At 73.7% G+C, this 24,475-nt stretch carries 23 protein-coding genes; 12 read left to right on the top strand and 11 right to left on the bottom strand.

Going from position 1 to position 24,475, the window contains the following annotated elements; genetic code table 11:
* Positions 1-3: 3 nt before the first annotated feature.
* Positions 4-531, bottom strand: coding sequence for a MarR family winged helix-turn-helix transcriptional regulator (locus ABTY40_RS24585; RefSeq protein WP_352061509.1), 528 nt, complete (start codon positions 529-531; stop codon positions 4-6).
* 160 nt (positions 532-691) lie between these two features.
* On the opposite strand from ABTY40_RS24585, the gene ilvA reads away from it, so the two are divergent.
* From ilvA to ABTY40_RS24600, 3 genes are all read left to right on the top strand, one after another.
* Complete coding sequence (gene ilvA / locus ABTY40_RS24590; protein ID WP_352061510.1) at positions 692-1,921, top strand: threonine ammonia-lyase; 1,230 nt, start codon at positions 692-694, stop codon at positions 1,919-1,921.
* 144 nt (positions 1,922-2,065) lie between these two features.
* On the top strand, positions 2,066-3,094 hold the full coding sequence (locus ABTY40_RS24595) for an ATP-binding cassette domain-containing protein (protein WP_352061511.1): 1,029 nt from the start codon (positions 2,066-2,068) through the stop codon (positions 3,092-3,094).
* Positions 3,091-3,954: an ABC transporter permease gene (locus ABTY40_RS24600; protein ID WP_502990666.1), complete on the top strand. Its 864-nt coding sequence runs from the start codon at positions 3,091-3,093 to the stop codon at positions 3,952-3,954. Before ABTY40_RS24595 ends, ABTY40_RS24600 begins: the two co-directional genes overlap by 4 nt.
* A gap of 79 nt (positions 3,955-4,033) precedes the next feature.
* Here ABTY40_RS24600 and greA read toward each other — a convergent pair whose 3' ends face one another.
* Positions 4,034-4,531 carry a transcription elongation factor GreA gene (gene greA / locus ABTY40_RS24605; RefSeq protein ID WP_345285076.1) on the bottom strand — a complete coding sequence of 166 codons (498 nt, stop codon included), beginning with the start codon at positions 4,529-4,531 and terminating at the stop codon, positions 4,034-4,036.
* 188 nt (positions 4,532-4,719) lie between these two features.
* Entirely contained in the window at positions 4,720-5,121 is a 402-nt protein-coding gene (locus ABTY40_RS24610) for a DUF4307 domain-containing protein (RefSeq protein WP_352061512.1), read from the bottom strand.
* A 97-nt stretch (positions 5,122-5,218) separates the two neighbouring features.
* Here ABTY40_RS24610 and mca point away from each other — a divergent pair, with 97 nt between their 5' ends.
* The 5 genes from mca to ABTY40_RS24635 all read left to right on the top strand — a co-directional run bounded on the left by mca (position 5,219) and on the right by ABTY40_RS24635 (position 11,254).
* Positions 5,219-6,100 (top strand): mycothiol conjugate amidase Mca, encoded by an 882-nt coding sequence (mca, locus tag ABTY40_RS24615; RefSeq protein ID WP_345285072.1) that lies wholly within the window; start codon positions 5,219-5,221, stop codon positions 6,098-6,100.
* A 1-nt stretch (position 6,101) separates the two neighbouring features.
* Positions 6,102-6,332, top strand: a complete 231-nt coding sequence (locus tag ABTY40_RS24620) for a hypothetical protein (protein ID WP_425578612.1) — start codon at positions 6,102-6,104, stop codon at positions 6,330-6,332.
* Positions 6,333-6,674: 342 nt separating this feature from the next.
* On the top strand, positions 6,675-7,061 hold the full coding sequence (locus tag ABTY40_RS24625; RefSeq protein ID WP_345285068.1) for a rodlin: 387 nt from the start codon (positions 6,675-6,677) through the stop codon (positions 7,059-7,061).
* A gap of 129 nt (positions 7,062-7,190) precedes the next feature.
* Entirely contained in the window at positions 7,191-9,218 is a 2,028-nt protein-coding gene (locus tag ABTY40_RS24630) for a thioredoxin domain-containing protein (protein ID WP_352061513.1), read from the top strand.
* A gap of 656 nt (positions 9,219-9,874) precedes the next feature.
* On the top strand, positions 9,875-11,254 hold the full coding sequence (locus tag ABTY40_RS24635) for a glycoside hydrolase family 26 protein (RefSeq protein ID WP_352061514.1): 1,380 nt from the start codon (positions 9,875-9,877) through the stop codon (positions 11,252-11,254).
* Between the two features lie 39 nt (positions 11,255-11,293).
* Here the strand turns inward: ABTY40_RS24635 and ABTY40_RS24640 are convergent, their stop codons facing one another.
* The 8 genes from ABTY40_RS24640 to ABTY40_RS24675 form a co-directional block, all read right to left on the bottom strand.
* Positions 11,294-12,445 (bottom strand): GNAT family N-acetyltransferase, encoded by a 1,152-nt coding sequence (locus tag ABTY40_RS24640; protein WP_352061515.1) that lies wholly within the window; start codon positions 12,443-12,445, stop codon positions 11,294-11,296.
* Complete coding sequence (locus ABTY40_RS24645; RefSeq protein ID WP_352061516.1) at positions 12,442-13,128, bottom strand: YveK family protein; 687 nt, start codon at positions 13,126-13,128, stop codon at positions 12,442-12,444. Before ABTY40_RS24645 ends, ABTY40_RS24640 begins: the two co-directional genes overlap by 4 nt.
* A gap of 14 nt (positions 13,129-13,142) precedes the next feature.
* Positions 13,143-14,279, bottom strand: a complete 1,137-nt coding sequence (locus tag ABTY40_RS24650) for a glycosyltransferase (protein WP_352061517.1) — start codon at positions 14,277-14,279, stop codon at positions 13,143-13,145.
* Positions 14,276-15,079, bottom strand: coding sequence for a polysaccharide deacetylase family protein (locus ABTY40_RS24655; RefSeq protein ID WP_352061518.1), 804 nt, complete (start codon positions 15,077-15,079; stop codon positions 14,276-14,278). The genes ABTY40_RS24650 and ABTY40_RS24655 overlap by 4 nt, the downstream gene beginning before the upstream one ends.
* Positions 14,976-16,904, bottom strand: a complete 1,929-nt coding sequence (gene murJ, locus ABTY40_RS24660; protein ID WP_502990670.1) for a murein biosynthesis integral membrane protein MurJ — start codon at positions 16,902-16,904, stop codon at positions 14,976-14,978. Before murJ ends, ABTY40_RS24655 begins: the two co-directional genes overlap by 104 nt.
* Before the next feature lie 196 nt (positions 16,905-17,100).
* On the bottom strand, positions 17,101-18,447 hold the full coding sequence (locus ABTY40_RS24665) for an O-antigen ligase family protein (RefSeq protein WP_352061520.1): 1,347 nt from the start codon (positions 18,445-18,447) through the stop codon (positions 17,101-17,103).
* A 1-nt stretch (position 18,448) separates the two neighbouring features.
* On the bottom strand, positions 18,449-19,903 hold the full coding sequence (locus ABTY40_RS24670) for a sugar transferase (RefSeq protein ID WP_352061521.1): 1,455 nt from the start codon (positions 19,901-19,903) through the stop codon (positions 18,449-18,451).
* A complete protein-coding gene (locus ABTY40_RS24675) occupies positions 19,900-21,033 on the bottom strand; it encodes a glycosyltransferase (RefSeq protein WP_352061522.1) in 1,134 nt (377 codons plus the stop codon). The genes ABTY40_RS24670 and ABTY40_RS24675 overlap by 4 nt, the downstream gene beginning before the upstream one ends.
* Before the next feature lie 486 nt (positions 21,034-21,519).
* On the opposite strand from ABTY40_RS24675, the gene ABTY40_RS24680 reads away from it, so the two are divergent.
* From ABTY40_RS24680 to ABTY40_RS24695, 4 genes are all read left to right on the top strand, one after another.
* Positions 21,520-21,759: a chaplin gene (locus ABTY40_RS24680; protein ID WP_352061523.1), complete on the top strand. Its 240-nt coding sequence runs from the start codon at positions 21,520-21,522 to the stop codon at positions 21,757-21,759.
* Between the two features lie 254 nt (positions 21,760-22,013).
* Positions 22,014-22,589: a hypothetical protein gene (locus tag ABTY40_RS24685; protein ID WP_352061524.1), complete on the top strand. Its 576-nt coding sequence runs from the start codon at positions 22,014-22,016 to the stop codon at positions 22,587-22,589.
* 249 nt (positions 22,590-22,838) lie between these two features.
* Positions 22,839-23,102: a hypothetical protein gene (locus tag ABTY40_RS24690; RefSeq protein ID WP_345285042.1), complete on the top strand. Its 264-nt coding sequence runs from the start codon at positions 22,839-22,841 to the stop codon at positions 23,100-23,102.
* Between the two features lie 345 nt (positions 23,103-23,447).
* On the top strand, positions 23,448-24,338 hold the full coding sequence (locus tag ABTY40_RS24695) for a hypothetical protein (protein WP_352061525.1): 891 nt from the start codon (positions 23,448-23,450) through the stop codon (positions 24,336-24,338).
* Positions 24,339-24,475: the final 137 nt, after the last annotated feature.

Here is a 24,475-nt window from a genome sequence, read left to right on the forward strand (position 1 = left end):
AGGTCAAGAGGCCGGCAGCGACTCGTTTCCCGCGGGGCCGGCGGCCGGCCCGCCGTGCCCCGACTGGCGGGCGGAGAGCGCGGTGTTGAAGCGGGTGAGGAGCGTGCAGAAGGACGCGCGCTCGGCCTCCGTCCAGCCTTCGGTGACCTCGGCCATCAGCTGCCGGCGGGAGGACCGGACCTCCTCCAGGCGGGCAAGGCCGCGCGGGGAGAGCTGGAGGACGACCGCCCGCCCGTCCTCCGGGTGCGAGGTCCGCTTGACCAGCCCGGTGTCGACCAGGGGCGCGACCTGGCGGGTCACGGTGGAGGAGTCGATGCCCATCCCCGCCGCGAGCGCCTTGACGCCCATGGGACCTTCCTGGTCGAGCCGGTTGAGGAGGAGGTAGGCGGCGCGGTCCATGGAGTTGCGGAGCTGGCCCGTGCCGCCGAGCCGGGTCTGCTCGGCCCGGCGGGCGAAGACGGCCACCTGGTGCTGGAGGGCATCGAGGAGACCGGGGTCGAGCTCAGTCGTCATGTCCTGAGATGTGGGCATGGCCGGGGACTCTCTCGTGCGTGGGGCGGTCGGCTGGTGGGGGACAGAGTACGCGGCCGAACGGGGGTCCGTACCGGCCGTGCGCAAACCCGGTACGGGCCCGCCCTCCCGGCCTTCCGCCGGGCGGCCGGGAGGGCGGTGAGCTGCGAGACTTGCTGTCATGACCTTCCGTACGCCGTACCCCTTGCACCACCTGATGCTCGACGACGTGCGCGGGGCGCAGAAGATGCTGTCGGGGGTGGCCCGGGTGACCGCCATGGAGGGCAGCCGTCACCTGTCGTCGCTGGTGGGCGCGCCCGTCCAGCTCAAGTGCGAGAACCTGCAGCGGACCGGCTCCTTCAAGCTGCGCGGGGCGTACGTACGGATCGCCGGTCTGCGGCCCGAGGAGCGGGCCGCCGGGGTCGTCGCCGCCTCGGCGGGCAATCACGCGCAGGGCGTCGCCCTGGCCTCCAAGCTGCTCGGGGTGCACGCGACGGTCTTCATGCCGGTGGGGGCCCCGCTGCCGAAGGTCGCGGCGACGCGCGAGTACGGCGCCGAGGTGCGGCTGCACGGCCACGTCGTGGACGAGACGCTGGCGGCGGCGGAGGAGTACGCGCGGGAGACCGGCGCGGTCTTCATCCACCCCTTCGACCACCGGGACGTCATCGCCGGGCAGGGCACGGTCGGCCTGGAGATCCTCGAACAGTGCCCGGAGGTGCGGACCATCCTGGTGGGCGTCGGCGGCGGCGGCCTGGCGGCCGGCATCGGGCTCGCGGTGAAGTCGCTCCGCCCGGACGTGCGGATCGTCGGGGTGCAGGCGGAGGGCGCGGCCGCCTACCCGCCGTCGCTCGCGGCCGGCCATCCGGTGGTGGTCGAGTCGCCCGTCACGATGGCCGACGGCATCAAGGTGGGTCGCCCCGGAGACGTGCCGTTCGACCTGGTCAGGGAGTACGTGGACGAGGTCCGCACGGTCTCCGAGGACGCGCTCTCCTCGGCGCTGCTGCTCTGTCTGGAACGGGCGAAGCTGGTGGTCGAACCGGCCGGCGCGAGCCCGGTGGCGGCCCTGCTGTCCGCGCCGGAGGACTTCCGGGGGCCGGTGGTGGCGGTCCTCTCCGGCGGCAACGTCGACCCGCTGCTGCTCCAGCGGATCCTGCGGCACGGCATGGCCGCCGGGGGCCGCTACCTCAGCCTGCGGCTGCGGGTCACCGACCGGCCGGGGGCCCTCGCGACGCTGCTCGCCGTCCTGACGGTGGTCGACGCGAACGTGCTCGACGTGAGCCACGTACGGACCGATCCGCGCCTCGGCCTCACGGAGGCGGAGGTGGAGCTGCACCTGGAGACCAAGGGTCCGGAGCACTGCCGCGAGGTCGAGGACGCCCTGCGTGACGCGGGCTACACGGTCCTGGTCTGATCCGGCGCGTCGTCGCGCGAACCGCTTGCCTGTCGCGATGTATCGCGTCACCATGTGAGGGCGGTCACGGCACCGCCGGGCGGAGCAGGCCCGGCGACCCTACGATCGGACGGAAACGCCCGAAATCTCCCCGGGAGAACTCACATGCCAGGCGCGATCCACGCCGAGGGTCTGGTGAAGACCTTCGGCGACGTACGAGCACTGGACGGCGTGGACCTCGACGTGCCCGAGGGCACGGTCCTGGGTCTGCTGGGCCCCAACGGCGCGGGAAAGACGACCACCGTACGGGTCCTCACCACCCTCCTCAGGCCCGACAGCGGCCGGGCCGCCGTCGCCGGGATCGACGTCCTGAAACACCCTGACCAGGTCCGCCGCTCCATCGGCCTCTCGGGCCAGTTCGCCGCCGTCGACGAATACCTCACCGGCCGGGAGAACCTCCAGATGGTCGGCCGGCTGTACCAGCTCAAGGCGAGGGCGGCGAAGGACCGGGCGGAGGAACTCCTCCACCGCTTCGGCCTCGCCGACGCCGCCGACCGGCCGGCCAAGACCTACTCCGGCGGCATGCGCCGCCGCCTCGACCTCGCCGCCGCCCTCGTCGTCTCCCCGCCCGTCATGTTCATGGACGAGCCCACCACCGGCCTCGACCCGCGCAACCGGCAGGCGCTCTGGGAGGTCATCAAGGAACTCGTCGCCGGCGGCACCACCCTCCTCCTCACCACCCAGTACCTGGAGGAGGCCGACCACCTCGCCCACGACATCTGCGTCGTCGACCAGGGCAAGGTCATCGCCCGCGGCACCTCCGACCAGCTCAAGGCCCGCACCGGCGGCGAGCGCGTCGAGGTCGTCGTGCAGCGGCCGGAGACGACCGGCACCGCCCGCGAGGTCCTCGCCCGCTACGGCACCACCGGCACCGGCGCCCCCGGCGAGGTCTCCGTCGAGGAGCACACCCGCAAGCTCACCGTCCCCGTCACCGGCGGCGCCAAGCTGCTCGCCGAGGTGATCCGCGACCTGGACGCCGTGGGCGTCGGGATCGACGACATCGGCCTGCGCCGCCCCACCCTCGACGACGTCTTCATCTCCCTCACCGGGCACGCCGCCGCGCGGGCCGAGGACGAGGAAGGGGCCCGCACCCCCGAGGACCGCGGGAAGCACCGGAAGGAGACCGCCTCGTGAGCACCCTCACCGGCACCGGAGCGGACACCGGCGGCCCCACGGCCGCGAAACCCCGCGGCGGCATCGCCCGCTCGGTCGCCGACTCCCTCGTCGTCACCCGCCGCAATCTCATCCGGATGACCCGCATCCCCGAGATGGTCATCTTCGGGCTCGTCCAGCCCGTGATGTTCGTGGTCCTCTTCAGTTACGTCTTCGGCGGCTCCATGAGCGTCGGCGGCAACACCGACCCGGACGTCTACCGCAACTTCCTGATGGCCGGCATCTTCGCCCAGACCGTCACCTTCGCCACCGCAGGCGCGGGCGCCGGCATCGCCGACGACATGCACAAGGGGCTCGTCGACCGCTTCCGCTCGCTGCCCATGGCCCGCGGCGCCGTCCTCACCGGCCGCACCCTCGCCGACCTCGTCCAGACCGCGCTGACCGTCGTCGTCCTCGCGATCGTCGGCGTCCTCGTCGGCTGGCGCATCCACAACGGCTTCCTCAAGGCCCTCGGCGCCTTCGCCCTGCTGCTCCTCCTCGGCTACGCCTTCTCCTGGATCGGCGCCCTCATCGGCCTCACGGTCCGCACCCCCGAGGCGGCGACCTCCGGCGGCCTGATCTGGCTCTTCCCGGTCACCTTCGTGTCCAACGCCTTCGTCGACCCCGGCATGATGGCCTCCTGGATCCGCCCCATCGCCGAATGGAACCCCTTCAGCGCCACCGTCCAGGCCGCCCGCGAACTCTTCGGGAACCCGGGCGTCGTCCGGTCCGACGCCTGGCCCATGCAGCACCCGGTCTGGGCCTCCGTCCTCTGGTCGCTGCTGATCATCGTGGTCTTCCGCACCCTCTCCGTACGGAAGTACCGCTCCGCCGCCGCCTGACCCCCGTCGCCGCACGGCACGCACGACGAAGGGCCGGACCCCCACGGGGTCCGGCCCTCTCGCGGACGAGCGGCGCGCGTCAGCCGGTGTACGGCTTCGCGCTCAGGATCCTGACCGTGGCCTTCTTGCCGTTCGGCAGCTCGTACTCGGCGTCCTCACCGGCCTTCTTGCCGTTGACGCCGACGCCCAGCGGCGACTGCGGCGAGTACGTCTCGATGTCACCGCTCGCGTACTCGCGCGAGGCGAGCAGGAAGGTCATCGTGTCGTCCTCGTCGCCGTCGAAGGCGATCGTCACGACCATGCCGGGCTCGACGACACCGTCGTCCGCCGGGGCCTCGCCGACCTTGGCGTGCTGGAGCAGCTGGGTGAGCTGGCGGACGCGGAGCTCCTGCTTGCCCTGCTCCTCCTTGGCCGCGTGGTACCCGCCGTTCTCGCGCAGGTCGCCCTCCTCGCGCGCAGCGGCGATCTTGGCGGCGATCTCGGTACGCGCGGGACCAGACAGGTACTCAAGCTCGTCCTTGAGCTTGTTGTACGCCTCCTGGGTGAGCCAGGTGACGTTGTCGCTGGTCTGGGTCACAGGTGCTCCTCGTAGGTACTGGGAATACAAAGCATCGCCCTACACGGACAGCATGCGCTTCCCGGGCGGGCGAAACCACGAGCCTAACAATGAGTGGCGAAAAGCGGGAGGACATAAACCACGGGGTGGCGTCCGCCCAGGTCACACCCGTGACCCGCCGGGGCTCGTCCTCCGCTCCCTACCCACCGCTACCGGGCCGTACACCCCACCAGCTCCGCGCTCGTCGCGCGGGCCGTCGTACGCAGCGAGAACAGGTCGTCCACACGGGCGGCGGGATCGTCGATCCGGACGTCCTTCCGGGCCACCTCGGCCCCGTCCTCACTGCGCGAGCGGAGCGTGCAGACGCCGGTGACACCCTCGTCCTTGCGGATCTCCAGGTGCACCCGCACCTCGGTGTCGCTCACCACGTCGAACTTGATCATCTCGGCGCTGATCCTGCTGTCGACCACGTAATGCCAGCCGAACCAGCCCATCAGGGCGAGGAAGAGGACGCCGAGCACGGCTCCGACGGCCTTGAGCCGGCGATCGGCCCGCTCGTCCGCGGAGCGCCCGTAGCGTCCCTCGGGCAGCTGCTCCCGCGCCGCGCTCATGCCTGGTCCTCTCGATGCCGGGGTCCCGGAATTTTCGGCCCCCCGATTCCGTCACTATAGAGACCTGCCTTCTTGTCGAATCACTGAGGATCGAGTCTTGACTGAGCAGCTGCGACTGATGGCCGTTCACGCGCACCCCGACGACGAGTCGAGCAAGGGCGCGGCGACGATGGCCAAGTACGTGTCCGAGGGGGTGGACGTCCTGGTCGTGACGTGCACGGGCGGCGAGCGCGGCTCGGTCCTCAACCCCCGCCTTCAGGGTGACCCCTACATCGAGGCGAACATCCACGAGGTGCGCCGCAAGGAGATGGACGAGGCCCGCGAGATCCTGGGCGTGAAGCAGGAGTGGCTCGGCTTCGTCGACTCCGGCCTCCCCGAGGGCGACCCGCTGCCCCCGCTCCCCGAGGGCTGCTTCGCCCTGGAGGACGTGGACACCGCGGCCGGTGAGCTCGTCCGCAAGATCCGCTCCTTCCGTCCGCAGGTCGTCACGACCTACGACGAGAACGGCGGCTACCCGCACCCCGACCACATCATGACCCACAAGATCACGATGGTGGCCTTCGACGGCGCGGCCGACGCCGAGAAGTACCCGGAGGCCGAGTTCGGCCCGGTCTGGCAGCCGCTGAAGCTCTACTACAACCAGGGCTTCAACCGCCCCCGCACCGAGGCCCTGCACCAGGCGCTCCTCGACCGGGGCCTGGAGTCCCCCTACGGGGAGTGGCTGGAGCGCTGGAAGGAGTTCGAGCGCAAGGAGCGGACGCTCACCACCTTCGTCCCCTGCGCCGACTTCTTCGAGACCCGCGACAAGGCCCTGATCGCCCACGCCACCCAGATCGACCCGGACGGCGGCTGGTTCCGGGTCCCGATGGAGATCCAGAAGGAGGTCTGGCCGACGGAGGAGTACGAGCTCAGCAAGTCGCTGGTGCCGACCTCCCTCCCCGAGGAAGATCTCTTCGCAGGCATCCGGGACAATGCCTGACATGAGCGCACACCTCGCACTGACCCAGCTTGTCCCCTTCGCCGCCGAGGAGCTGGACAAGAACAAGGTGACCCCCGGGGTCCTGGGGTTCGTCGTCTTCGCCGTGATGGCCCTCGCGGTCTGGATGCTGATGAAGTCGATGAACCGCCACATGGGCAAGGTCTCCTTCGAGGAGTCCGCCCCCGCCGACACCCCGGACGCCCCGGCCTCCGCCGGAGCCCCCGGAAAGTAGCGGCCGCCGCCCTCCGTCCCCCGCGCACGACGCGTGCGGGGGGCGGAGGGCGTTTCCGTGTACCCGCGCAGGTACGCCTCCCCCCGCCCGGCGCGGCGAACAGACGTGCCGCGCGAGGCGCTCCGGCACGGGGGAGCGGGAGCGGCCGACCGGTGCCGCGCCCGGCCCCGCAAGGGTCCGGGCCGAACCGAACGCATGCCCTTCGAGATCACGTCCGATGGCGTTCATCTGCCGAATAGCGCATCAGGGTGATCAGCCGGAACCAATCCACTCCCCGGCAGTTGATCAGGGCGCTTCGGTAACGGAGCAATCCAGGGCCCTCCAGCTCAAGAAGGAAATCTCGTGATCAAGAAGGTTCTCGCCACCGCGGCAGTTGCGGCCTCCGTCGTCGGCATGTCGGCCGCCACGGCGTCTGCGGCGGCCGATGACGGCAACAACACCAACGTCATCGGCAACACGTCGAAGCAGGCCATCGGCAGCACCTCCACCGGTGGCTACATGAGCCCGAACTTCGGCCTCATCAACGGTGGCGTCCTGCACTGCTTCGATGTCCAGGACATCACGGCGCAGGTTCCGATCATCAACATCGTTGCCGTCAACGTGGACGACGTTCTGAGCCCGAAGCAGAACATGACCTGCGTCCAGAACTCGGTCGAGCAGCAGCAGAACAACCCGCTGTCGGACCTGGTCGACCTCCTGGCCGACAACGGCAACACCGACGTCAGCTGACGTCAGCCTCATCGCTGAGCGGCCCCACCCCTCGCAGCACCACTGCGAAGGGCGGGGCCGCTCCGTCGTACCGGCGGCCGGGGCCGTGGCGCACGGGCGACGCCCAGCCGGGTGCGCGAGGATGGGAGCATGCCGAACAGACTGGCCCATGAGACGTCCCCGTACCTCCTCCAGCACGCCGACAACCCGGTCGACTGGTGGCCCTGGTCGGCCGAGGCCTTCGAGGAGGCACGCCGCCGCGATGTTCCCGTACTGCTCAGCGTCGGCTACAGCAGCTGCCACTGGTGCCATGTGATGGCGCACGAGTCCTTCGAGGACGACGCCACCGCCGTGCGGATCAACGAGCGCTTCGTCGCCGTCAAGGTCGACCGTGAGGAGCGGCCCGACGTCGACGCCGTCTACATGGAGGCCGTGCAGGCGGCGACCGGACACGGCGGCTGGCCCATGACCGTCTTCCTCACCCCGGACGCCGAGCCCTTCTACTTCGGTACGTACTTCCCGCCCGAGCCCCGGCACGGCATGCCCTCCTTCGGTGACGTCCTCGACGGCGTCTCCCATGCCTGGACCGAGCGCCGCGACGAGGTCGGCGAGGTCGCCGGCACGATCGTCAAGGACCTCTCGTCCCGCTCCCTCGCCTACGGCGGCGACGGCGTCCCCGGCGAGTCGGAGCTGGCCCAGGCCCTGCTCGGCCTGACCCGCGACTACGACGCCCGCAGCGCCGGCTTCGGCGGCGCGCCCAAGTTCCCGCCGTCGATGGTGCTGGAGTTCCTGCTGCGCCACCACGCCCGCACGGGCGCCGAGGGCGCCCTGCAGATGGCCGCCGACACCTGCGCGGCGATGGCCCGCGGCGGCATCTACGACCAGCTCGGCGGCGGTTTCGCCCGCTACTCCGTGGACCGCGACTGGGTCGTGCCCCACTTCGAGAAGATGCTGTACGACAACGCCCTGCTCTGCCGGGTGTACGCGCACCTGTGGCGGGCCACCGGTGACGACCTGGCCCGGCGGGTGGCGCTGGAGACCGCCGACTTCATGGTCCGTGAACTGCGCACCGCCGAGGGCGGGTTCGCCTCGGCGCTCGACGCCGACTCGGACGACGGCACCGGGCGGCACGTCGAGGGCGCCTACTACGTCTGGACCCCGGCGCAGCTGGCGGAGGCGCTGGGAGAGGAGGACGCCCGCTTCGCCGCCCGGTACTTCGGGGTGACCGAGGAGGGGACCTTCGAGGAGGGCGCCTCCGTCCTCCGGCTCCCGCAGGACGCCGGACCGGTCGACGCCGACCGGCTCGCCTCGGTGCGGGAGCGGCTCCTCGCCGCCCGCGCGCGGCGGCCCCGTCCCGGCCGGGACGACAAGGTGGTCGCCGCCTGGAACGGCCTCGCCATCGCCGCCCTCGCCGAGACCGGTGCCCTCTTCGACCGCCCCGACCTGATCGAGCGCGCCACCGAGGCCGCCGACCTGCTCGTCCGCGTCCACATGGGAGAGGGCGCACGGCTCTCCCGGACCTCCAAGGACGGCCGGACCGGCGCCAACGCCGGGGTGCTCGAGGACTACGCGGACGTCGCCGAGGGCTTCCTCACGCTCGCCGGGGTCACCGGCGAGGGCGTGTGGCTGGAGTTCGCCGGCTTCCTCCTGGACATCGTGCTCGACCAGTTCCTCGCCGAGGGCGGGGCGCTGTACGACACGGCCCACGACGCGGAGCCCCTGATCCGCCGACCGCAGGACCCCACCGACAACGCGACCCCCTCCGGCTGGACGGCGGCGGCCGGCGCGCTGCTCTCGTACGCCGCCCACACCGGTTCGGAGGCCCACCGCGCGGCCGCCGAGGGCGCCCTCGGCGTGGTCAGGGCCCTGGGGCCGCGCGCTCCCCGGTTCATCGGCTGGGGTCTGGCCACGGCGGAGGCCCTGCTCGACGGGCCGCGTGAGATCGCGGTCGTCGGCCCCGCCGGGGACGGCCTGGCCCGCGCCCTGCACCGCACCGCCCTGCTGGCACCCGCGCCCGGCGCGGTCGTCGCCTTCGGCACCCCCGACGGCGAGGAGTTCCCGCTGCTCAAGGACCGTCCGCTGGTGAACGGTGGAGCGGCGGCCTACGTCTGCCGGCACTTCACCTGTGACGCGCCGACGACGGACCCGGACGAGCTGGCGCACCAGCTCGGCCGCTGACAGGAGGTTTGCGGGAAAGGGGGATGGAGAGGGATCGGAAACGCGGACCCGCACAGTAGAGCAATTCCCGTCGTACACAGGTTCGCCACGCGACACCGGTCGATCGAATCACTCTCCTGCGGGGGCTGTGGAATGATGCGGGAACCACACCGGATGGGAGGGGAAGATGGCGCCCGAACCCGGAAAATGGGAGCGGCTGGCCTTCATTCCGAAGAGCCGTCACGTGGTGGACCCGCCACCGGCCGACCGGGGACCGTATCCCCTCTACTCCTCGCTGGCACAGCGCTGGTCCCTGGCGGGCCGCACGGTGCCGGGAGTCCCTGATCATGAATGGGAACGGCTGATCAGGACGCCCATCTGGCCGCGTTGAGCCGTCACGCGGCGACATCCGCGGTCCCCGTCGCCGGGGAATGACCCGAGGGCCGGATCCGAAAAGGCGCGCATCGCGCCTGCCGGGTCCGGCCCTTCGGCATGCCCTTTTCACGGGTCGGAGCCCCGCACGGCATACCCGGGGTCCGGGTGCCCCAAGTGGGCGCTGCATTAGACCAATGGACTGCAGATCAGATCGTCGCGCGTTCACGGTCGGCTTATTAGGAATACTTTCAGAACATCGGATTGACGGCTCATCAAGTGGCGCGGGACGAGAAGGAGTGGTCATGGCCAACGGAAGACGGAAAGTGTCGAGAACGTGGTGGGGGGTGTTCACCGCGGGGCTCCTCGCCTCGGGTTCGGTCGTGCTGTCCACTCCGGCGCACGCCCTCGAACCCCCGCCGCCCGGGGCCGCCGAACCGACGGCCTCCAGCGCGATGGGGGCGTTCCTGGAATCGGGCCCCGTCGGGGTGCGCCGCATCGGTCAGCTGGAGCGGTGGCTCGGCGGCAGGGAGCTGCGGGTCGGCCACACCTACCTCCCCGGCGACCTCTGGTCGAACATCGAGGGCCCCCCGGGATTCCTGGACGCCTGGGCGGACTGGCGCAACGAGCGGGAGGACCGCCTGTTCGTTCTGAACGTGCCGATGCTGGAGCGCAACGAGGCCCGGGTCTCCGACCACGAGGTCCGCCGACAGCTCCGACTCGGCGCCTCGGGGCACTACGACCACCACTTCAGGACACTCGCCGAACGCCTGGTCGCCCTGGAGGCGACGGACACCGTCATCGTCCTCGGCTGGGAGATGAACGGCACCACGTACACCCACCGCTGCGCGCCGGACCCCGAGGCGTGGAAGCAGTACTGGAACCGGATCGTCACCGCGATGCGTTCCGTTCCCGGTCAGCAGTTCCGCTTCGACTTCAACCCCAGCCGCGGCAGGGACGCCATTCCGTGGACGGAGTGCTATCCGGGTGACGGCGTGGTCGACATCATCGGCATGGACTCGTACGACCAGCCGGCGGGGGCCCGTTTCGACGACCACGTCAATGAGCCGTACGGGCTGCGCGCGCAGGTGGAATTCGCGGCCGAGCACGGAAAGCAGATCTCGTACCCGGAATGGGGCCTGTTCCGGAACGGGGACAACGCCGAGTACATGCGGCGCATGATCGAATGGATCGGGCAGCACAAGCCGCTGTACCACACGATCACGGACTACTGCCCGCACGGCGTGTGGCAGTGCGACGAGAATCCGAAGTCGTCGCAGGTGTTCCGGGAGATGCTGTACGGCGCCGAACCCGAGGTGCCGGAAGTTCCTCCGAAGCCCGAGGTCCCGCCGAAGCCGGAGATTCCCCCGAAGCCGGAGATCCCGCCGAAGCCGAAGCCGGAGCCGAAACCGGAACCGAAGCCGGAACCCAAGCCCGAGCCGAAGCCGGAACCGAAGCCCGAGCCCAAGCCGGAGCCGAAGCCCGAGCCCAAGCCGGAGCCGAAGCCCGAGCCGAAGCCGGAGGACACGCCCATGCCCCTGCCGACGCCCACCTGCTGGGTGATGGACCTCGGGCCCTGGGTGGAGAGCTGGTTCGGCGGCCCGCTCTGTGTCCCGGCCGAGGCCTGGAAGAACGAGGTCGACATCAACTGGAAGATCTCCCTGAAGGGCGCCTGGCCCTTCTGACCCGACCGGCGGCACCGGCGGCCACGGCGGCGGCGGAACTCATCCGCCGCCGCGCGCCGGACCCGGACGCCGCAGCCCCCGCAGCCGCGCCACCGCCCGCCCCGCCCAGGCCCGCTCCCGCGCCTGCCGCGCCGCCCAGCGCCGTACGTCCGCCGCGCCGGCGCGCAGCCGGAGCAGCGGAGCCGTACCGCGCCCGCCGAGGAGGAGCCGCCCGTTGCGGACCGGCTCCGGACGCCAGTGCCGCTTGTACGGCTCGGCGCCGCGCAGCATGCTCAGGGTGGCCCGCCCCCGCGCGCTGGTCTCCCGGGCCCCGTGGCGCAGCAGCATCGCCGCCACGTCCACCTTGCGGTCCCGCAGGGACGGGTCGGCGCCGTACAGATAGCCGCCGGCCAGGCGCGGGGACATCAGCGTCAGATCGGCGGCCACCACGTCACCCGCCAGCCGGAACTCCGTCACCATCGCGTCCCCGCGCTCCACCATCGGCCGCACGGCCCGCGTCAGGTGCTGGGCGAACCGCTCGCTGGTGTGCTCGGCCGTCACCCCCCGGCCCTCCCACTGCCGCCGGTGCAGGGACAGCAGCCGCTCCAGCGCCGCCGGCACCTCCGGCCCGGACACGATGTGCGCGTCGATGCCGAGGGCGTCCAGCTTGCGCAGCTTGGCACGGACCCGCTGGGCCCTGTTCGACGGGATCCGTTCGAGCAGGCCCTCCATCGGTACGGCGGGCAGCTCCAGGCACAAGGAGTCCGGCAGCCGCCTGCGCGGCCCCCGCCACCGGGCGAACACGCGCTCCGCGGCGGCCCCCGGCCGCACCTCCCGCAGATCGATCAGCGCCCCCCGGGCCACCCGCTCCAGGGCCTCGGTCAGGGCCGGCAGGGCCTCCGGGCGGCCGTCGTCCAGGAGCACGTCGGTGAAGTCGGTGATCGCGCCCCCGAGCTGGGTGAGCACGGGCAGCGGTCCCGGCGCGCGCATCAGGGGCGCGGCGGCCACCAGTTCGCCGTCCCTGTCCCGTACGAGCACCACCCGCAGCGCACCGGGGCGGCCGTAGGAGAGCCACCAGGAGTGCAGCCAGGAATGGGACTGGAAGGGGGTGGCGGTGGAGCAGCGCCCGTACAGCGCCGTCCACTCGGCCGCCAGCCGCCCGAACCCCTCCTCGTCACGGCAGACCTCGGTCCGCGGCGTTCCCGTGCTCACACCGCCTCCGGTTCCGGCTGGTGGGACGCGGCCGGAGCGGGCACCGCCGCCGTCCCCGGGGCGGCGGGCCGCGAATGGCGGCCCTCGCTCCGGGCCCCGGCCCGCCGCGGCGCCACCATCAGCGCCAGCCCGCCGAGGAGCCCGCCCGCGCAGCCGCCGACCAGCGCCGACAGCGGCGCCGACGGCGAGACCGGGTCGACCGGTTTCGTGGCGCGCGAGAACTGCACGACCTTGACGCCCGTGCTGCCCGCCACGTGCCCGCTGTTGACGACCAGCGCGCGGGCCACCCCGTCCGCCATCGCCACCGCCTCGGCCGGCCGCTCCGACCGCGCCGTCAGGGAGATCATCGGGGCGTCCGGCGACGTCGACGCCTGCACGCTCCGCCGCAGCTTGTCGGCCGTGACCCCGGCCCACACCTGGGCGTCGCCGGTGACCGCGATGTCCGTGGCCACCCGCCCGTACGCCTGGGCGAAGCCGAGGGCGCCCGCCGGGTCGGACTTCTCGCCGGGGACGACGATCACGTAACTCGTCGCCGCGTACTCCGGGGTCGTGAGCGCGCCGTACCCGCCGCCGAGGGCGGCCCCGGCCAGCACGGCGGCGGGCAGCACCGCCCGGCGGCCGGGCCCGCGCCACCGGGCGGGCAGGGACGGACGGCGACGGTCGGGGGTCGCAGAAGTGTTCATGGTGCGGGGTTCTCTCACTTCACGGGGGAGGGGGTGCCGCCGTGGACGGCCTGGTCGTAGAGGGACATCAACTGCCCGGCGCTGCGGGCGATGTCGTACCGGAGCGCCGCCCGGGGCACCGGCAGCCGGGCGAGCCGGGCGTCCCGGACGCCGCGCAGCGCGGAGATCAGCTCGGGCACGGACCCGCCGATCCGCCGCGCGCCCGGCGCGGCCTCCGGCGGCAGGTCGTCGACCGCCGGGCACGCCACGTACAGCGCGGGCAGGCCCGCCGCCAGCGCCTCCACGACCGCGAGACCGAACGTCTCGTCGGGTGAGGTGGAGACGAAGACGTCCATCGCCGAGAGCAGCTCCGGCAGGGAGGGGCCGAGCGAGGTGACGGTCGGCGGGTCCTCGCAGGCCCCGGTGAGCAGCACCCGGCCCGCCGCGCCGCACTCCCGGGCCACCCGCAGCAGCTCCTCTCGCCGGTCGCCCTCGCCGACGAGGAGCAGCCACGCCTCCGGGACCGCCGCCACCGCCCGGACCAGCCGGTCGAACCGCTTCCCCGGTACGAGCCGGCCCACCCCGCCGACGACGTACGCGTCCCTCGGCACCCCCAGCACCCCCCGGACCAGCCGGCGGGCCCGGGCGTCGAACGCGAAGCGGGCGGTCTCGATCCCGTTGGGGACGACCCGGATACGGGCCGGGGGGACCCCCCAGTCCGCGAGCCGGCGCGCCACGCTCGACGACACGGCGACCGTGGAGGTGCCGAGCCGCTCCGACGCCAGGTAGAGGGCGCGGGTGCCGGCCGACAGCGGCCGGCCCTCGATCTGCGCCTCGCCGAGCGAGTGCTCGGTGGCGATGATCCGCCGCACCCCGGCGAGGCGGGCCGCCGGCCTGCCGTACACGCACGCCCGGTACAGATGGGTGTGCACCAGGTCGTAGCCGCCCTGGCGGACGACCCGGGCGAGCCGGGGGAGCGCCCCGACGTCCCGGTTGCCCGTCATGCCGAGATGGGTGACGGGCGTTCCGTCCGCCTCGATGCCGGCGGCCACCGGGCCCGGGTTGGTCAGGGTCACGACCCGGCTCTCCACCGGCAGGTGGCGCAGCAGCAGCCGCAGCTGCTGCTCCGCCCCGCCGATGCCGAGCCCGGTGATCACGTGCAGCACCTTCATCGCGCGCCCACCGCCGCCGGGAGGGAGGGGGCCGGGAGCAGGTCCGCCGGGTGGCGGCGGCGCAGCGGGTGCAGGGTCCGCTTCGCCGCCAGCCGCAGCGCGGTGTCCGCCTCGCCGATGTGGACGCGGGGCAGGGCGTACGCGCCGGTCAGCGGCCCCGGGTCGATCGCGCAGGCGTAGCGGTAACCGGCCTTCCGCACGGAGTGCATCACCCGCGGGTCGGTCCTCCCGTACGGGTAGCAGAAGCCGTCCACCGGGCCGCCGGTGATCTCCTCCAGGAGCGCGCGGCTGCGCCGGGTCTCGGCGGCGAGCGTGGCGTCGTCGGTCTCGGTCAGCGCGAGATGCGTCAGGCCGTGCGAGCCGATCTCCATCCCGGCCCGTGCGATCCGCCGGATGCCGTCCTCGTCGAGGAGCGGCTTGCGCGGGCCGTCGGTGTCCCAGGCGTTCTCCCCGCCCATCCGGCCCGGCAGCACGAACACCGTCGCCGTGAAACCGTGCCGGCGCAGCAGGGGCAGCGCCGAGTCCACGAAGTCGGCGTACCCGTCGTCGAAGGTCAGCCCGACGAGCCCGCGGGCGCGGCCGCGGGCGGTCGCCTCGAGGAGTTCCCGCACCGACACCCCGCGCAGACCCCGGTCGGCGAGCCAGTGCAGCTGCCGGGCGAAGCGGACGGGGGAGACGGTCACCTGGTACGGGTCGTCAGCGGGGTCGCCGACGGAGTGGTACATCGCGACCCACAGGGGCGGTTTCATCCACAGGGGCGGCTTCGGCAGCAGGCGGCGCAGCGCGGTGGCGGCGGGCATGGGCGATCCTCCGGACGGCGGAGCGGGTCAGGGGCGGAATCTCGGGCGCCCTCGGGGCGCAGAGGAGGAACAGCAGGAAGACACCGGCCACGACGAGGCTCGCGACCGCGACCGACAGGGCCGCCGGCCGGACCGCCATCGAGCTGAGCCAGCCGGCGGCGGTGGCCCACGCGCCCGCCGTCGCCAGCCGCAGGAGCCCCTCGCCGAGCAGGCCCGCGCGGACCGGGACGGCCTGGCGGTGCGCGCCGCGCAGCAGCAGCACGGCGGTCACGGTGATGCCCAGCGCGTTGGCGCCGGCGATGCCGACGGCCCCCCAGAGGTGGGCGGCGGGAACCCCGGCGGCGACGGTCACGGCGAGCCCGGCGCCCATGGCGGCGGCCGGGTACCAGAGCGGGCGCGCGGCGGAGAAGTAGCAGCGGACCAGGGCGCCCACCATCGTCTGGCCGAGCAGCCCGAGCGCGTACACGCGCATGACGGCGGCCGTGGCCACGGTGTCGCCCCGGTCGAACTCGCCGCGCTGGAAGAGGAGTTCGACGATCGGCGGCGCGGCGGCGATGACCGTCGACGCGCCGACGAGGACGACGACGGCGGCGAGCAGCAGGTCCCGCTCGACCCGGCGGCGGGCCGCCTCCCCGTCACCGGCCGCGAGGGCGCGGGCGACCACCGGGAAGCTGACCGTGCACAGCATGAGGGAGAGGATCATCGGCATCTGCGCGACCTTCTGCGCGTAGTTCAGATGCGAGATGGCGCCGGCCGGGAGCGGCGAGGCGAGGAACCGTTCGATCAGCGTCTGCGACTGGCGGGCCAGCGAGAAGACGACCACCGGCGCGATCAGGCCGAGCACGAGCAGATGCCCGTCGCCCGCCGGGCCCGCGGCCTCCGGCTCCCGCGGCGGAAGCGGCCCGGGGCCCGACCGCAGGACGCGCAGCAGGGACGGCGCCTGGACGAGCACCATCAGCACCCCGCCGACCGCGACCCCGGCCGCCGCCGAGCGCACCCCCAGGGGTTCGCGAAGGACCACGATCGTGCCGATGATGCCGACGTTGTACGCCACGTAGATCGCGGCGGGCGGCACGAACCGGCCGTGCGCGCGCAGCGCGGCCGAGCAGTAGCCGACCAGTGCGAAGGAGAGCGCGCAGGTCGCGGTGAGCTGGGTGCAGTCGACGGCGAGCTGCGGATCGGGCAGCCCCGGCGCCAGTACCCGTACGAGCAGCGGGGCGGCGAGGACGAGGGCGGTGGCGACGACCGCGACGGTGAGCGTGAGCCGGGGCAGCGTGCCGCGCACCAGGGCGCGCACCGGGTCGTCCCCGGCCAGGTCCGCCGCGCGGTGCGCCAGGGCCCGGGAGAACGCCGGCACCAGGATCAGTGCCATGGCGTCCTCGATGAGGAGCGTCGACGCGAACTCCGGCACGGTCCACGCCACCAGGAACGCGTCGGTCTCGGCCCCCGCCCCGAAGTACCCCGCCAGAATCTGGTCCCGCACCAGCCCCAGCAGCGCCCCGAGGGCGGTGAGCACCGCCGTCACCGCCGCGGCCTTCGCGAGGAACCCCCGCCCGGGGTGCGGATGCCCGCCCGGTACGGGATCGCCGGGGTCCGGGTCCGCCGTCTCCGGTGCCGGGCCCTCGCCCGGTGTGGCGCCGTCACGTCTCCCGCCGGGGACCGCCGTCTCCGGTGCCGTCGTGGCGCCGGGGTCCGTGTCCACGTCCGGGGCCGGTCCCGGCCTCCCGTCCGGCCGTGCCGCCGCCTCCGGGGCCGGTGCCGCGTCCTCGGGGCGCGAAAGACGCGTCCGGCGCGCGCCCGTCAGGGCGGTCACGCCCGCCGCCATGTCGGCGGGGGCCGCCGGCGGCCCGACCCGGTGGCCCGGGACCGGCGCGTCGCCGGCCGGCAGGCCCGGCCGCACCGCGTACCCGGCCCTCGCACCGTCGTACGGCAGGCCGTCGGCCCCGGGCGTCACGTGTCGGAGGCCGGACGGGCCCGCCGGGTCCGGGTCCGCGGGGTCCGGGGCGTCGTCCGGCCGGAGGTCACGCACGCCGCACCCCGGGCAGGGACCACCGGGCGGCCAGGCCGAACACCACGGACATCAGCACCGTCGACGGGCCGCCGATGTCCGCGTAGAAGAAGTCGATGAGCTGCCAGGACAGCAGCCCCGTCGCGACGAGCGCGCCCGCCGCGCCCGCCCGGTGGCGGAGCAGGGCGCCGGTGAGGAGCGCCAACCAGCTGCCGGTGAGGGCGAGCAGGCCGAAGAGGCCCTGCTCACTGAGGACGAGCAGGTACATGTTGTGCGGCGAGAGCAGCGGCTGGCGCCGGAACTCCGCGCCCGCGCCGGCCGTGTCGCTGCCGGAGGAGAGCGCGAGCGAGGCGTGCGCGTCGCGGTGGGCGGGGAACCCCTTCAGGCCCACGCCCGTGAACGGCTCCGCGCGCCACATCTCCGCCGCCGCCGCCCACATCGTGTACCGGTCCGTCACGGACCGGTCGGGTGCGGCCGTGACCCGCGTGATGCTGGCGGCCCGCTCCTCGACCAGCTCCGAACCGATGCCCAGACCGCCGACGAGGACGACCGCGAGCGCCCCCGCCGTCAGGGCGGCCCGGGCCGCCCGCCGTACCCCGGCGAGGACCAGCTGGAGCGCGCAGGCGAGGACGGTCGCGATCCACGCGCCCCGGCTGAAGGAGACCACCAGCGGCAGGAACAGCAGGCCCGCGCAGACCAGCGCCGCCGTCCGCGCGCGGCCGGGCCGCCCGCCGAGCGCGAGCCCGACGGCGACCACGAGCCCGTACGAGACGACCGTCGCCATGCCCATCACGTCCGAGGGCCCGAAGGTGCCGACGGCCCGGACGTCCTCGCCCCGGTACGAGGCGCCCGTCCCCGTCAGGTACTGCGCGACGCCCACCGCGCCCTGGAGCAGCGCGAGGACGACCAGCGCCCAGGCGACGACGGTGGCGTCCCGCCGGTCCCGGACCGTCAGGAACACGGCCGCCGGGACGAGGACGAAGACCTGCGCGTACCGGGCGACGCCCGGCAGGCTCGCCCCGGGGTCGTGGGAGGTGATCGCCGCGAGACAGATCCCGAGGACCGGCAGCCCGAGGACGACGGCCGCCGTCCGGGTCAGCGGCCGGGCCCGCTCGCGCAGCACCCGGACGAGACAGACCAGGACGAGCAGTCCGGAGGCCGCGTCCGCGAGCGAGCCCGTCCCGCCGGTGCCGTCCTCGGCCCCGCCGCCGCCCGGGGCGAGCAGGAGCGCGATCACGGCGAGGACGGGCGACAGGTACGCGGCCCGCCGGGCCGTGTCCCGAACCGCCTCCGTCCTCCACCCCTCCGCCGGCACCGCGGCGGCGGACGGCGGGGCTTCGGCCGTCACGGCCGTGGCCATCTCAGCTCCCCGTGGGCCGCAGCAGCCCGGCAGCCGTGCGGATCAGGATGCAGACGTCCTGCCAGAGCGACCAGTGGTCGATGTAGTGGTTGTCGAAGCGGCAGCGGTCCTCGATCGAGGTGTCACCGCGCAGCCCGTGCACCTGCGCGAGCCCGGTCAGCCCGACCGGCATCCGGTGCCGGTCGGCGTACCCGGCGTGCACCTTGCTGAACTGGGCCACGAAGTAGGGGCGTTCGGGGCGCGGCCCGACGAGGCTCATGTCGCCCCTGAGGATGTTCCACAGCTGCGGCAGTTCGTCGAGCGAGGACTTCCGCAGGAAGCTCCCGACCGCGCTCATCCGCCGGTCGCCCGCCACGTTCCAGCGGGTCGCCGACTCCGTCTCGTCGGAGGGGCGCAGCGTACGGAACTTCAGGAGGGTGAAGTGGCGGCCGTGCCGGCCCACCCGCTCCTGCCGGAAGAGGACCCCCGGTCCGTCGGCGAGCCGCACCGCGAGCGCGCACAGCAGCAGCACCGGCAGGGCCAGCGCCAGCGCGGGAACGGCGAACGCGATGTCGAGGAGGCGCTTGGCGGTGAGGCCGGGCCGCTCCTCCGGCGGTACGAGACGGCGCCAGGCGTACCCCCACAGGTGCTCGCCCATGGGCCCGTCCTGCCGTTCCCCGCCGACCCGCCAGGTCGTGCAGCCGTACTGCTGGAACAGCGTCACCAGCCCGGGGTCGTCCAGCAGGAACACGGCGTCCCGCACGGTGTTCTGGATGACGGCCCGGTGGATCGCCTCGGTCGTCGTGAGCACCGGGAGCCCCGGCTCCCCGTGCGTCGGCGCCGCCGCGCCACCGTCCTCCCTGACGCCGACGATCCCGACCGGCCGCACCCCGTACTCGGGATGCTGCAGGGCCGCCGCCGCGAACCGGCGCGCCGCGCCCGGCGCGCCGACGACGAGCGCCGACCGGGGGTGCGCCCGCGCCACCCGCCGCCGGTGGGCGAGCACCAGCCCCCGCAGCACCGACACCACCGCCACATGCGTGCCGTACGCCGCCGCGAGGCGCAGCGGCCCGAAGGCGAGGGCCGGGGAGTACGCGGCGACCGCCGCCGCCGCGACACACCAGGCGACCCCGGCGCGGGAGGCCAGCGCGGGCAGCTCGTCGAGCATCCGCACGTGCGCCGCCGGACGGTGGAGCCCGCCGCGCCGGCCGAGGAGCAGGACGAGCGCGGCGATCGGCAGGAGCAGTCGCGGGTCCCGGTGCGCGGCGCCGAGCGGCACGGCTGCCGCGAGGACGGCCAGGCAGTCGGCCACCACCAGCGGCAGCCGGCCGGAACGGGCCCGAGACCTGCGGTGCCGGGCGGGCGGGAGCCGGCGCGGCGCGCCGTGCCGGGGGGCCAGCGAGGCGACGCCGAAGACCGGGCCCGCGGCGGGCCACGAACCGGGGGAGGGAGGAACGCTGGTGCTTTCCGTGGTCACTGCGCAATCGGCTCTCTGTGCTCGGTGCCCCGCACTCCGGCCAGCTCGCGGTAGAGCTCCGCGACGGCCGCGCCGGTGCGCCGCACATCGAAACTGCTGAGTACGTGTTCACGGGCCTCGCGGCCCAGGCGCTCCCGCAGCTCCGGCCGGCCGAGGAGGCGGCCGAGCGCGGCGGCGAGCGCGGCCGGGTCCTCGGGCGGGACCAGGCACAGGGGCGCGTGGGCCGGCGGAAGGCTCTCCCGCGCGCCGTCCACGTCGCCGACCACCACCGGACGACCGCTCGCCATCGCCTCCAGGGGCGCGAGCGCCATGCCCTCCCAACGGGACGGCAGGACGACCACGTCCGCGGCCCGGTACCAGGGGGCGGTGTCGTCGACGGCGCCGGTGAACCGCACCGACGGGCCGGCCGACGCCCGCAGCCGGTCCCCGTCCGGGCCGTCGCCCACCAGCACCAGCCGGGCCGTGGGCACGTCGGCGAGGACGGCGGGCCAGGCGGCGAGGAGCACGTCCTGCCCCTTCTGCCGGCAGAGCCGGCCCACGCAGACGACGGTCGGCGCCGGGTTGCGGGGCGGGCCGTCGCTCGCGAAGCGGGCCACGTCCACCCCGTTGTGGACCACCGACCAGGCCGCGGTGACCCCGGCCGCCTCGCCCGTACGGCGCTCGGCCTCGCTCACGCAGAGGATCCGGTCCGCCCAGCGGGCCCCGAAGCGCTCCCAGGCGCGCGCCAGCGCGGCGGTCGTCCCGTCGACCGCCTCGAAGGACCAGGCGTGCGGCTGGTACAGGGTCGGGATCCGCCCCCGGACGGCCAGCCGGGCGCACAGCCCCGCCTTGGCGCTGTGGGCGTGGACCAGGTCCGGGCGCGCGGTACGGATCAGCCGGGCGAGGCCGAGCGTCTCGCGGACCAGGCCGGGGCCGGGGTCGCGCCCCGCCCGCCACGCGTACACGCCGGCGCCCTCGGCGCGGACGGCGGCGGCGAGCGGCGTGCCGGGCGGACAGGCGACGGTGACCCGGGTCCCTGCACGGATCTGGTCGCGGACCAGATCCACGACGACACGGGCGACGCCCCCGTCCCCGGGCTGGACCGCGTGCAGGACGGAGAGGGGTGAGTTCGGTGCTCGTGGAGGCAGCATGTCAGCGTCCGGTGTCCGCCCGTGGGGAAAGCGCCGCCCGCCAGGTGTGTGGCACGCCGCGGCGCACAGCGAGAACCGCTGAATTCCGCATACAGGTTCTCCCCTTCGATGAGAGAAACAAGGAAACGCCCGTGAGGGCAGGGGAAGAGGAAGCTGTCGAGCGTGCGAAATGGGTGTCCGCCCGACGGGACCGTGAGCGACGTAGATGAACGTTATAACGATGATTCCGGGCGTTGGTAAGCAGGAGATACTCATCAAGAGTAACTTCCGTATCCGCGCGCCCGGTTCCTCGTTGGGCGTGTTGTGCCATTCCCCGGCTCACCCGCTCGAATACCCCTCTGATGGCCCAAAGGAGACCGGGGAGTCACCCATTCGGGAGAGCAACCGAATAAAGAGAACCGCGTTGTTGAAGGAGCCGGGCAGATCCGGTCACACCGCTGACCTTCCGGTTCCAGTGGTTCGCAATCGATCGAGGAGCGCTTCCCCATGTTCCGTATCGCAAAGGCTGCAGTCGTGTCCGCCGTCATCGCCGCGTCCGTGGCGGGTACCGCCGGTGTGGCCACGGCCGACGCCGGGGCCGCGGGCGTGGCCGCGGCGTCCCCGGGCATCGTGTCCGGCAACGTCGTGCAGGTGCCGATCCACGTGCCGATCAACGTCTGCGGCAACACCATCAACATCATCGCGCTGCTCAACCCCGCCTTCGGCAACGTCTGCGTCAACGCCTGATCCCGCAGCGGATCACGGTCCTTCCGAGGCCGGTGCGCCACCCCCTCCGGGGCGTGCGTGCCGGCCTCGGCCCGTTCGGACGCACCCTCGTGCGCCGCCCGGTGCAACGGCGTACGCCCCTGGGAGTGGCAGGTCAGGAGGGTGGATTCACCCGAACGGGGGCATGGCGCTGTGTAGTCTGCCCGTTGCGGAGAGGTATACCCGCAGGCACGGTGAGGAGGAAGTTGTCCGACGCGTACCGAAAGGGAACACCTATGCGTCCCCAGGCGCCCCTCCGCCTCACCGTCCTGGCCGCCTCCGCCGCCCTCGCCCTCGGTGCGGCGGGAACCGCCGCCGCCGACACCCACCAGCCGCCCCCCGTGCCCACCACCACCGCCGCCGCCCCGGCGCCCGTCGGCGACACCTCCGCCGCGGCGGAGAGCGCCGACTCCCTCACGGAGGCGGTGAACGACGCGGTGGACGAACTCCTCGCGACGATCAAGGCCGAAGGCCGGCTCTCCGCCGCGGCCACCGAGGCGTTCGACGCCAAGATCGCGAAGGCGGTCGCCGCCGCGAAGGACACCGCCGCGGCGGCCCGCCCCGAGGCCCCGGCTTCCCTGCCGCAGGCCCCGGCGCCCGCCACCCCCGCCGCTCCGGCCACGCCCGCCGCTCCGGCCACGCCCGCCGCTCCGGCCGCTCCGGCCGCGCCCGCCGCGCCCGCCCGTCCCGCCGCTCCCGCGCCGGACGCCGCCGGTCTCCTCGACCTCCCCGCCCTGCTCGGCGCCCTTCTCGGACCCGTGTCGCCGGCCGCGCCGGCGTCCTCGGCCGCACCGGTGGCGCCCGTCCGCTGACGGCGGCGCACCGATCACGCCGTACCGGCCCGGTTTTCCCGGGCCGGTACGGATTTCCCTTGTCCGGCACGGCGGGCCGGCCCCTTCATTCGGGTGCGGTGCCGAGAAATCCTTCCTTCCGGAGTTTCCGGGGAGCGCGCGTCTCGTTACAGAAGCAGAACGACGCGCGGGGTCAGGTCAACTTCCCCGCGTGATCAGTGACTTGTCCGCCGAAAAAACGTATGGACGCTCAGAGGAAGGACTTTCTCCATGAAGCCCACCAAGGTCGCCGCGATCATCGCCGGTTCCGTCATGGCCCTGGGTGCCGCCGCGCCCGCCATGGCCGCGGGCCCGCAGCTTCCGACCAGCCTGGACGGGGGGCTCGACGCGATCTCCAGCGAGGGCCTGGAGACGGACGCGCTGGGCAGCACCACGGAGGCCCCCGCGGTCAAGGCCGTGGGCGACGCCGCCGGGAAGCTCAAGGGGGCCGGCAAGAAGGCGCCGCTGCTCGGCGGCCTCCCGCTGGGAGGCTGACACCTCCCCGGCGGCGGGGGCGCCGCGCCCCTTCCCGCGCGGCCGGCCACGTCGCGCGGTCCCGCATCCTCCGGAAAGGACCCCCGCTCCAACCCGGCCCCGACGGACGCTCCCCGGCTCGCGACACCACTGCCCAGGGAGATCGGCTGATCGAATGATTTTCTGATTCGCCGCCGTGTGGGGCCGGGTCTTCGTCGTGCACCGCTCCATACGCTCTCGCCCAACATCCACGGCAGGTTGGCTCGTGGAGAGACCGAGGACGGCCGTGCTCGATCACACGCCGCAGTCACCGCGGCGCGTCCGTCCGGAGTCCCCGAGTCCCGCGTTCTCCAGAGGAAGAGCGGTATGCGATCCATCGACACCAGGAAGCTGCTCACCGCCGCAGCCGCGACGGGCATCCTGTCGCTGACCGGAGGTCTCGCCGTGGCGGCGAACTCCACGGGCGACACACCGGTCCCCGGAGCGGGCCACCACCGACAGGCTCCTCCCGCGGTGGACCTGTGCGGGGTCTCGGTGAACCCCGGCGAGCTCGCCGGCCAGGCGCGGCAGGCGCTCCGGGACCTCTGCGCCCGGGCCACCGAGGACCCCGACGGTTACGGGGACGGTCCGGACGAGGAGACCCCCGACCACCCCGGCCCGCAGCCCACGTCGCCGGGGCACCCGACGACCCCCGGCCCCCACCCGACCTCCCCGGGCCCGCACCCCACGCACCCGGGCGAGCCGACGAAGCCGGGGCACCCCACGCACACCCACCCGGGCGAGCCGACGAAGCCGCCGACCAAGCCGCCCACCCACCCCACCCACCCCGGCGAGCCGACGAAGCCGCCGACCAAGCCGCCGACGACACCCCCGGAGCAGACCGGCGAGCCGGGCGAGCCGACCAAGCCGCCGACAAAGCCGCCCACCCACCCGGGCGAGCCGACGAAGCCGGGGCACCCGACGCACCCCGGTGAGCCGACGAAGCCGCCCACCACGCCGCCCCACCACCCGGGCGAGCCGACCGAGCCCCCGACCACTCCGCCCACCCACCCCGGTGAGCCGACCACGCCCCCCGCCACCCCGACCCACCCGGGGCCGACCGGGCCGGGCAAGCCGCAACTCCCCGACACCGGAAGCGACACCGCCGTCCTGGCGGGCGCCGCGGCCACCGGCGCCGCCCTGCTCGTCGGCGGAGCGCTCATCCGCGTCCGTGCCGGACGCGCGATCCGCGCCGGGCGCACCGACCGCCTGCACTGACGCACGGGCCGACCGCCTGTCAACAAGGGTCCTCACCGTCACCGGTGAGGACCCTTCACGTTGCTGCACACGGGCGAATTCTCGCGACGTTTCCCCCGGAGGGCTCGTTCAAGAACACAGTTCCACCGCTACCGTTC

The sequence above is a fragment of the Streptomyces sp. NPDC126503 genome (assembly GCF_040302405.1).
Taxonomy (GTDB): Bacteria; Actinomycetota; Actinomycetes; order Streptomycetales; family Streptomycetaceae; genus Streptomyces; species Streptomyces gulbargensis.

What these genes read in the sequence shown, in the direction of transcription:
- ABTY40_RS24655 (WP_352061518.1), bottom strand. Translation starts at nt 15,079, where the DNA reads ATGCCCGCCGCCACCGCGCTGCGCCGCCTGCTGCCGAAGCCGCCCCTG.
- ABTY40_RS24675 (WP_352061522.1), bottom strand. Translation starts at nt 21,033, where the DNA reads ATGCTGCCTCCACGAGCACCGAACTCACCCCTCTCCGTCCTGCACGCG.
- ABTY40_RS24610 (WP_352061512.1), bottom strand. Translation starts at nt 5,121, where the DNA reads ATGAGCGCGGCGCGGGAGCAGCTGCCCGAGGGACGCTACGGGCGCTCC.
- ABTY40_RS24650 (WP_352061517.1), bottom strand. Translation starts at nt 14,279, where the DNA reads ATGAAGGTGCTGCACGTGATCACCGGGCTCGGCATCGGCGGGGCGGAG.
- murJ (WP_502990670.1), bottom strand. Translation starts at nt 16,904, where the DNA reads ATGGCGGCGGGCGTGACCGCCCTGACGGGCGCGCGCCGGACGCGTCTT.
- ABTY40_RS24630 (WP_352061513.1), top strand. Translation starts at nt 7,191, where the DNA reads ATGCCGAACAGACTGGCCCATGAGACGTCCCCGTACCTCCTCCAGCAC.
- ABTY40_RS24680 (WP_352061523.1), top strand. Translation starts at nt 21,520, where the DNA reads ATGTTCCGTATCGCAAAGGCTGCAGTCGTGTCCGCCGTCATCGCCGCG.
- ABTY40_RS24665 (WP_352061520.1), bottom strand. Translation starts at nt 18,447, where the DNA reads ATGGCCACGGCCGTGACGGCCGAAGCCCCGCCGTCCGCCGCCGCGGTG.
- ABTY40_RS24695 (WP_352061525.1), top strand. Translation starts at nt 23,448, where the DNA reads ATGCGATCCATCGACACCAGGAAGCTGCTCACCGCCGCAGCCGCGACG.
- ABTY40_RS24685 (WP_352061524.1), top strand. Translation starts at nt 22,014, where the DNA reads ATGCGTCCCCAGGCGCCCCTCCGCCTCACCGTCCTGGCCGCCTCCGCC.
- ABTY40_RS24645 (WP_352061516.1), bottom strand. Translation starts at nt 13,128, where the DNA reads ATGAACACTTCTGCGACCCCCGACCGTCGCCGTCCGTCCCTGCCCGCC.
- ABTY40_RS24635 (WP_352061514.1), top strand. Translation starts at nt 9,875, where the DNA reads ATGGCCAACGGAAGACGGAAAGTGTCGAGAACGTGGTGGGGGGTGTTC.
- ABTY40_RS24595 (WP_352061511.1), top strand. Translation starts at nt 2,066, where the DNA reads ATGCCAGGCGCGATCCACGCCGAGGGTCTGGTGAAGACCTTCGGCGAC.
- ilvA (WP_352061510.1), top strand. Translation starts at nt 692, where the DNA reads ATGACCTTCCGTACGCCGTACCCCTTGCACCACCTGATGCTCGACGAC.
- ABTY40_RS24585 (WP_352061509.1), bottom strand. Translation starts at nt 531, where the DNA reads ATGCCCACATCTCAGGACATGACGACTGAGCTCGACCCCGGTCTCCTC.
- ABTY40_RS24620 (WP_425578612.1), top strand. Translation starts at nt 6,102, where the DNA reads ATGAGCGCACACCTCGCACTGACCCAGCTTGTCCCCTTCGCCGCCGAG.
- ABTY40_RS24690 (WP_345285042.1), top strand. Translation starts at nt 22,839, where the DNA reads ATGAAGCCCACCAAGGTCGCCGCGATCATCGCCGGTTCCGTCATGGCC.